The organism is Halorhodospira sp. 9621, from assembly GCF_022228055.1.
Classification (GTDB): Bacteria; Pseudomonadota; Gammaproteobacteria; order Nitrococcales; family Halorhodospiraceae; genus Halorhodospira; species Halorhodospira halophila_A.
This window is the reverse complement of the sequence record NZ_JAJNRD010000031.1, coordinates 19,409-27,034: the sequence shown is the minus strand read 5'-3', so window position 1 is coordinate 27,034 and position 7,626 is coordinate 19,409. Positions and strand designations below refer to the sequence as shown.

8 protein-coding genes and 1 tRNA gene are annotated in these 7,626 nt (G+C 66.8%); 8 read left to right on the top strand and 1 reads right to left on the bottom strand.

The annotated features are described in order from the left end of the window. A partial coding sequence (locus tag LRF89_RS11560; RefSeq protein ID WP_238637159.1) for a hypothetical protein occupies positions 1–182 on the bottom strand: 182 nt, incomplete at its 3' end. 145 nt (positions 183–327) lie between these two features. Here LRF89_RS11560 and LRF89_RS11555 point away from each other — a divergent pair. The 8 genes from LRF89_RS11555 (at position 328) to pheT (ending at position 7,625) form a co-directional block, all read left to right on the top strand. Further along, a complete protein-coding gene (locus LRF89_RS11555; RefSeq protein ID WP_238634932.1) occupies positions 328–591 on the top strand; it encodes a helix-turn-helix domain-containing protein in 264 nt (87 codons plus the stop codon). Between the two features lie 288 nt (positions 592–879). Beyond that, a tRNA-Val gene (locus LRF89_RS11550) sits at positions 880–956 on the top strand. A gap of 111 nt (positions 957–1,067) precedes the next feature. Next, positions 1,068–2,990 (top strand): threonine--tRNA ligase, encoded by a 1,923-nt coding sequence (gene thrS / locus LRF89_RS11545; RefSeq protein WP_238637158.1) that lies wholly within the window; start codon positions 1,068–1,070, stop codon positions 2,988–2,990. A gap of 3 nt (positions 2,991–2,993) precedes the next feature. Beyond that, positions 2,994–3,542 (top strand): translation initiation factor IF-3, encoded by a 549-nt coding sequence (gene infC / locus LRF89_RS11540; protein WP_238637160.1) that lies wholly within the window; start codon positions 2,994–2,996, stop codon positions 3,540–3,542. A gap of 79 nt (positions 3,543–3,621) precedes the next feature. Beyond that, positions 3,622–3,816 (top strand): 50S ribosomal protein L35, encoded by a 195-nt coding sequence (gene rpmI, locus LRF89_RS11535; RefSeq protein ID WP_201168244.1) that lies wholly within the window; start codon positions 3,622–3,624, stop codon positions 3,814–3,816. Positions 3,817–3,834: 18 nt separating this feature from the next. Further along, positions 3,835–4,194 (top strand): 50S ribosomal protein L20, encoded by a 360-nt coding sequence (rplT, locus tag LRF89_RS11530; RefSeq protein ID WP_238637157.1) that lies wholly within the window; start codon positions 3,835–3,837, stop codon positions 4,192–4,194. Positions 4,195–4,211: 17 nt separating this feature from the next. Beyond that, positions 4,212–5,243: a phenylalanine--tRNA ligase subunit alpha gene (pheS, locus tag LRF89_RS11525; RefSeq protein ID WP_201168246.1), complete on the top strand. Its 1,032-nt coding sequence runs from the start codon at positions 4,212–4,214 to the stop codon at positions 5,241–5,243. Positions 5,244–5,246: 3 nt separating this feature from the next. Further along, positions 5,247–7,625, top strand: coding sequence for a phenylalanine--tRNA ligase subunit beta (pheT, locus tag LRF89_RS11520; RefSeq protein WP_201243000.1), 2,379 nt, complete (start codon positions 5,247–5,249; stop codon positions 7,623–7,625). The last annotated feature ends 1 nt before the right edge of the window (position 7,626 follow it).

Sequence of the window (7,626 nt, the reverse complement as noted above, 5' to 3'; positions counted from 1 at the left end):
GGGGCCAACATCATCTCCTCGATTGGCTCCCACAGATACACGACCTTCCGACCGTTGAACGGCCGCAGGTAATGGATGCCCTCAATGAACTCCCGGTCCCGCAGAACCTCGTTGATGTAGCGCGCACAGTACGGGATGCGCTCGGACAACTGCTTCGCTGACAGATAAGTGTATTGCTCCATCGTTCCTCCTGTGCCTTTTGGCTTACCTGTGTTAACCAGGCTTAACCAATGTAACCCATGGTTGCGGTCTTGTCAAGAACACATGGCAGCTTTATCGGACATCCGTCCGCAATGCGTTACACTGCAACCAAACTTGGAGGGCCCGATGATTAGATACCGCCTCAAAGAGCGCATCGCGGACCGCGAGTTCGCCGAAGGACGCAGAATCAAGATGACGGAGATCGCTGAGGAGACTGGCGTCAATAGAACGACGCTCTCCAAGATCGCCAACCAGCGCGGCTACAACACGACCACAGACGTGATCGACCGACTTTGCAGCTTCTTCGGCTGCCGGGTAGAAGAGCTCATCGAGCACATTCCGGAAGACTCCGAAGGCGACTCAGGACGCCTCGGTAAAACGAACCACTGAGCCATAGGCCGGCATGGGGAGGTAAGACACAGGTATGGCCCAACTGCGGGTTGTGATCAGAGAAACCCCTGACCGATGAGTCGAGGCCCAACAAGGAGGCCAAGGTTGGGCCACAGGCGGGCCAAACATGGGCCAAGACAGCAACCACAAGAGCAGGAACGGTCAGGCTCCTTCCGAGCACGTATACAGCCGCTCTATAATCAGCAGGACAACGAGCTGCCTATTCAGTGAGTTACAGACAGGGGTTGACTCCACGCCGCACACGATTAGAATGCCCTGCACATCGACAGGCGCGTAGCTCAGCTGGTTAGAGCGCCACCTTGACATGGTGGAGGTCGGTGGTTCGAGTCCACTCGCGCCTACCAGATACGCTGCACTGCGCCCGGTCGCGACCCCTGACTGCAGGGATATCGCGCCGGGCGCAGTCATTCATGCACGTGGCCCCTCGTATCGGTCACCACTGTGGAGGCTCAGCCATGCCCGCCATCACCCTCCCCGACGGCTCCGTCAAGCAGTTCGATCACCCGGTCACCACCCGCGAGATCGCCGAGTCCATCGGCCGCAAGCTGGCCAAGGACGCCATCGTCGGCCGTGTCGACGGTGAACTGGTCGATCTCGACCGCCCCATCGAGCACGATGCGCGCGTGGAGATCGTCACCGCCAACGACCCGGACGGGCTCGACGTGATCCGCCACTCCACCGCCCACCTGATGGCCCAGGCGGTGAAGCAGATCCACCCCGAGATGCAGGTGACCATCGGGCCGACGGTGGACAACGGCTTCTACTACGACTTCGCCGGTGAGCACTCCCTCTCGGAAGACGAGCTGGAAGCGATCGAACAGCGCATGAGCGAGCTGGCCGAGGCCGACCAGCCCGTGGAGCGCGAGGTCTGGGACCGGGCGGCTGCCCGGCAGTTTTTCCTTGAGCAGGGCGAGACGTACAAGGCCCAGATCATCGACGACCTGCCCGAGAGCGAGACCATCACGGTTTATCGCCAGGGCGATTTCGCCGATCTGTGCCGCGGCCCCCATGTGCCGAGCACCGGCCGGCTGAAGGCGTTCAAGCTGACCAAGGTGGCCGGCGCCTACTGGCGCGGCGACCAGAACAACGAGATGCTCCAGCGCGTTTACGGCACCGCCTGGCCGGACCGCAAGCAGCTCAAGGCCTACCTGGACCGCCTGGCCGAGGCCGAGCGGCGCGACCACCGGCGGCTGGGCCGGACCCAGGATCTCTTCCACGTCCAGGAGGAGTCGCCGGGGATGGTGTTCTGGCACCCGCGCGGCTGGCGCCTCTACTTGGAGGTCCAAGAGTACATCCGCCAGCTGATGCGCGAGAACGGCTACCAGGAGATCCACACCCCGATGCTGGTGGACCGCAGCCTGTGGGAGCGCTCCGGCCACTGGGCGATGTTCGCCGACAACATGTTCGTCACCGAGTCCGAATCGCGGCACTACGCGGTCAAGCCGATGAACTGCCCGTGCCACGTCGAGGTCTTCAAGCAGGGCCTGAAGAGCTACCGGGACCTGCCGCTGCGCCTGGCGGAGTTCGGCTCCTGCCACCGCAACGAGCCCTCGGGCACGCTGCACGGGCTCATGCGGGTACGCGGCTTCGTCCAGGACGATGCCCACATCTTCTGCACCGAGAACCAGATCCAGGAGGAGGTCCGCACCTTCATCGATCTGGTCTACCAGGCTTACCGCGATTTCGGCTTCGACGATGTGCTCATCGCCCTTTCCACCCGCCCGGACGAGCGGGTCGGCGACGATGCGCTCTGGGACAAGGCCGAGTCGGCGCTGGCCACGGCGCTGGAAACGCACGGGCTCGACTATACCCTGCAGCCCGGCGAAGGGGCCTTCTACGGGCCGAAGATTGAGTTCTCGCTGCGCGACTGCCTGGAGCGCGTCTGGCAACTGGGCACCATCCAGGTGGACTTCTCCATGCCGGGCCGGCTGGGGGCACAGTTCGTCGATGACGACGGCGAGCGGCGTACGCCGGTGATGCTCCACCGGGCCATCCTCGGCTCCCTGGAGCGGTTCATCGGCATCCTCATCGAGCACTACGGGGGCGCCCTACCCACCTGGCTGGCTCCAGTCCAGGCGGTGGTGCTCAACATCACCGACCGCCAGGGCGATTACGCCCGCGATGTGGAGAGACGGCTGCTCGAAGCCGGTTTCCGCGCCGAGGCCGACTTGAGGAACGAGAAGATCGGCTATAAAATCCGCGAGCATACGTTGCAGAAGGTTCCCTACATGCTGGTTCTTGGGGACCGGGAGCTGGAAAGCGGTACGGTGGCCGTCCGCCACCGCGACGGCACCGACCTCGGCTCCATGGAACTGGAAGAGCTCGTATCGCGGCTTGGTAACGATATCGCGGGTCACGGGCGCGAACAGGAGGATTAGAGGATCGCAACGAGACCGAAACGCGGGCGTGGCGGCGGCGGCGACAACCGCCGGATCAACGAGCAGATCACGGTACCGCAGGTGCGGTTGATCGGTTCGGACGGCGAACAGGTCGGCGTGCTGCCCACCGAAGACGCCCTTGCGCAAGCCGAAAACGAGGGACTCGATCTTGTGGAAATCGATGGCAACGCGGACCCGCCGGTCTGCCGTGCCATGGACTACGGCAAGTTCAAGTTCGAGCAGAGTAAGAAGCAGCAGGCGGCGCGCAAGAAGCAAAAGCAGATTCAGGTCAAGGAGGTCAAGTTCCGTCCGGGCACGGACGAGGGCGACTTCCAGGTCAAGCTTCGCAACCTGCGCCGGTTCCTCGAGGAAGGCGACAAGGCGAAGGTGACGATCCGCTTCCGCGGCCGGGAGATGGCGCACCAAGAGCTCGGCAAGCGCCTGCTGGACCGGCTCGAGGAAGAGCTCAGCGATGTCGGTACCGTGGACCAGCGGCCGCGAATGGAAGGGCGGCTGATGGTCATGATGATGAGCCCGCGCAAGGGCAAGTAAGGTGTCGAACCACGCTGCGGGCGCGTACCGCTAGTCAGGCGGCGCGCTCGCTTCTTTTTGTGATGAGGGGGAGGCAGTCATGCCCAAGCTCAAGACCAACCGTGGCGCAGCGAAGCGCTTCAAGGTGAAGGCCTCCGGCCGGATCACCCGCGCGCGCTCCAACCACAGCCACATCCTGACCAAGAAGGACCCGAAGCGGAAGCGCCGTCTGCGCGAGCTGACTGAGGTCCACGCGAGCGATGCGCCGATGGTCCGGCGCATGGTCGCCAAGTAAACACGGGAGCGTTCTTCCATGTCACGAGTCAAGCGGGGCGTCACCAACCGCGCCAAGCACAAGAAGGTTCTCAAGGCTGCCAAGGGCTACTACGGCATGCGGGGCAGCGCCTTCCGCATCGCCCGCCAGCAGGTGATCAAGTCCGGGCAGTACGCGTACGCCCACCGCCGCCTGCGCAAGCGCGAGTTCCGCAGCCTGTGGATCCAGCGCATCAATGCGGCAGCGCGTCAGCACGGCCTGTCCTACAGCCGCCTGATGAACGGCCTGCAGCAGGCCGGCATCGAGGTCGACCGCAAGCAGCTGGCTGACCTGGCCGTCCACGAGCCGCAGTCCTTCGCGGCGCTGGCCAAGCGTGCCCAGGGCGCCCTCAGCAACTGAGGGCGGCTCGCCAGGGCATGGGTGCCGACTACCAGGACGAACTCAACGCGCTGACCCGGGAGGCAGAGGACGCCGTAGACGGCGCCTCTGACCTGGCGGGTCTGGATCAGGTCCGGGTCGCCTATCTCGGCAAGAAAGGCAGGCTGACCGCCCTGCTCAAGGGTCTCGGTCAACTGCCCGCTGAGCAGCGGCCCGAGGCCGGTGCGGCCATCAATGCCGCCAAGGAGCGCGTCAGTCAGCGTATCGAGGCCCGGCGCGCCGAACTTGAGCGAGCCGCTCTCGAGCAGCGTCTGGCCGCCGAGCGGATCGATGTCACCCTACCCGGCCGCGGCACCGAGCGCGGCGGCTTCCATCCGGTCACCCGCACCCTCGAGCGTATCTCCGCGATCTTCGCCGGTGCCGGTTTCCACGCCGCCGACGGGCCGGAGGTCGAGGACGACCGGCACAACTTCGAGGCGCTGAACATCCCCGCTCACCATCCGGCGCGGGCGATGCATGACACGTTCTACTTCGACGCCACACGGCTGCTGCGCACGCACACCTCCCCGGTGCAGATTCGCGTGATGGAGCGCGACGGCGTGCCCATCCGCGTCGTAGCCCCGGGACGGGTCTACCGCTGCGACTCCGATCTCACCCACACCCCGATGTTCCACCAGGTCGAGGGGCTGCTGGTCGATCGCGATGTCAGCCTGGCGGATCTCAAGGGCGTCCTCCACGAGTTCCTCAACGCCTTCTTCGAGCGCCCGGTCGCCGTGCGCTTTCGGCCATCGTACTTCCCGTTCACCGAACCCTCGGCCGAGGTCGACGTCGAGTGCGTGATCTGCGGCGGCGATGGCTGCCGGGTGTGCAAGCACTCCGGCTGGCTGGAGGTGCTCGGCTGCGGCATGGTTCATCCGGCGGTCTTCGAGCACGCCGGCATCGACGCCGAGCAGTGGACCGGGTACGCCTTCGGCATGGGCGTCGAGCGCCTGGCCATGCTCCGCTACGGCGTGGACGATCTGCGCCTGTTCTTCGACAACGATCTGCGCTTCCTCGGGCAATTCCGGTGAACCATGCGTGTAAGTGAGCAGTGGCTGCGCGAGTGGGTGAACCCGTCGCTCTCGACCGAGGCGCTGGCCGAGGCACTGACCATGGCCGGCCTCGAGGTGGATGCCATCGAGCCCGCCGCCCCGGCCTTCACTGGTGTGGTGGTCGGCTCGATCGTCGACTGCCGGCCCCACCCCGAGGCCGACCGCCTCCAAGTCTGCGACGTGGACGCCGGCGGCGAGCGCCTGGAGGTCGTCTGCGGTGCCCCGAACGCGCGCCCCGGCCTGAGCGCGCCGCTGGCGCGTGCCGGCGCGGAGCTCCCGGGCGGCCTGCAGGTCCAGGCCGCCGAGGTGCGCGGCGTAGCCTCGGCGGGCATGCTCTGCTCGGCCAGCGAGTTGGGCCTGAGCGACGAGGCCGACGGGCTGCTGGAGCTGCCCGAGAGCCTCGCCCCCGGGAGCGATCTGCGCCAGGCCCTGGCGCTGGATGACACCGTCCTCGAGATCGACCTCACACCGAACCGCGCGGATTGCCTGGGCATGATCGGGATCGCGCGGGACGTGGCGGCACGCACCGGGGCCGAGATGCACACCGCCGAGCCGCAGGCCGTGCCGGCGGCCTGCGACGAGCAACTGCCGATCACCCTGGAGGCCGAGGCGGACTGCCCGCGCTACACCGGCCGGGTGATCCGCGATGTCGATCCGCAGGCGCCCACACCGATCTGGATGCGCGAGCGTCTGCGCCGCGCCGGGATCCGGAGCGTCTCGGCGCTGGTGGATATCACCAACTACGTCATGCTCGAGTACGGTCAGCCGTTGCACGCCTTCGACCTCGACCGCCTGAGCCCGCCGGTGACCGCCCGTCGCGCGCGCGCCGGCGAGACGCTGACGCTGCTCGGCGGCGAGCAGGTGGAGCTCGACGACGGCGTGCTGGTCATCGCCGATGCCTCCGGTCCGGTGGCCTTCGCCGGCGTGATGGGTGGCGAGACCACCGCCGTGGGCGACGCGACCACCAGCATCTTCCTCGAAGCAGCCCATTTCCATCCGGCCACCATCGCCGGTCGGGCCCGACGTTACGGCCTGCACACCGACTCCTCCCACCGGTTCGAGCGCGGCGTGGACTTCGAGACGCCCCGTGCCGCCAGCGAGCGCGCCACGCAGCTGGTGCTGAGCATCTGTGGCGGCCGCCCAGGGCCGATCAACGAGGTCGTGGCCGCCGACGCCCTACCCCGCCGCGCGCCCATCGAACTGCGCCGCGAGCGCCTTGAAGGCCTGCTCGGCTGGTCCATCGAAGAGCAACAGGTCAGCGGCATGCTCCAGCGCCTGGGCACGCGCCCGGAATCCACTGAGGCTGGCTGGCGCGTCCAGCCGCCGAGCTGGCGCTTCGACATGGAGCGCGAGGTGGACCTCATTGAGGAGGTGGCCCGCCTCTACGGCTTCGACAACGTCCCCGAACGCCCCCTGCGCGCGCCGCTGCACGTAGCCGCGGCCCCAGAGCAGCAGCTCGACGACCGGCCCCTGCGCACGACGCTGGTCGAGCGTGGCTACTTCGAGGCCATTAATTACGCCTTCGTCGATCCGCAGCTCCAGCAGCGCCTCGATCCCGAGGCCGAGGGGCTGCCGCTGGCCAACCCGCTGTCGGCAGAGCTGGCGGTGATGCGCACCTCGCTCTGGCCCGGCCTGCTGATGGCTGCGCAGCGCAATCAGCACCGCCAACACGAACGGGTCCGGCTGTTCGAGTGCGGGCGCACCTTCCGCGGCCACCTCGACGACCTGGCCCAGACACCGATGCTCGCCGGCGTGGCCGCCGGCCCCCGTTACGCCGAGCAGTGGGATGCACCGCGGCGGTCGGTGGACTTCTTCGACGTCAAGGCGGACCTCGAGGCACTGATCGCCCAGACCGGCGAGCCCGCCTCGTTCACCTTCGAGCCGGCACAGCACGTGGCCCTGCATCCGGGTCAGTGCGCGCGGATCCTGCGTGACGACAGCCCGGTCGGCTGGCTCGGGACCCTGCACCCGGAGCACGCCGACGCCTTGGAGCTCCACGGCGCCCCCGTGCTCTTCGAGATCACGCTTGAGGCGCTCAGCCGCGCCGCGCTGCCGCGTTTCCAGCCCATCTCGCGGTATCCGTCGATCCGGCGTGACCTGGCGGTACTCGTCGACGATAACGTGCCCGCCGGGGCGTTGCTTCGCACCGCCCGCGATGCGGCCGGGACGTACGCCGTCGGCAGCCGACTGTTCGACGTCTACCGGGGCAAAGGGGTCCCTGAAGGCCAGAAAAGCGTTGCCATGGGCTTGATTTTACAGGATTATTCGCGCACGCTTACGGATCGCGACGTTGATGACGTCATGGCGGGGGTGGTTTCCCGCCTGCAGCAACAGTTCGGAGCGAGCCTGAGAGGGGAGTAAG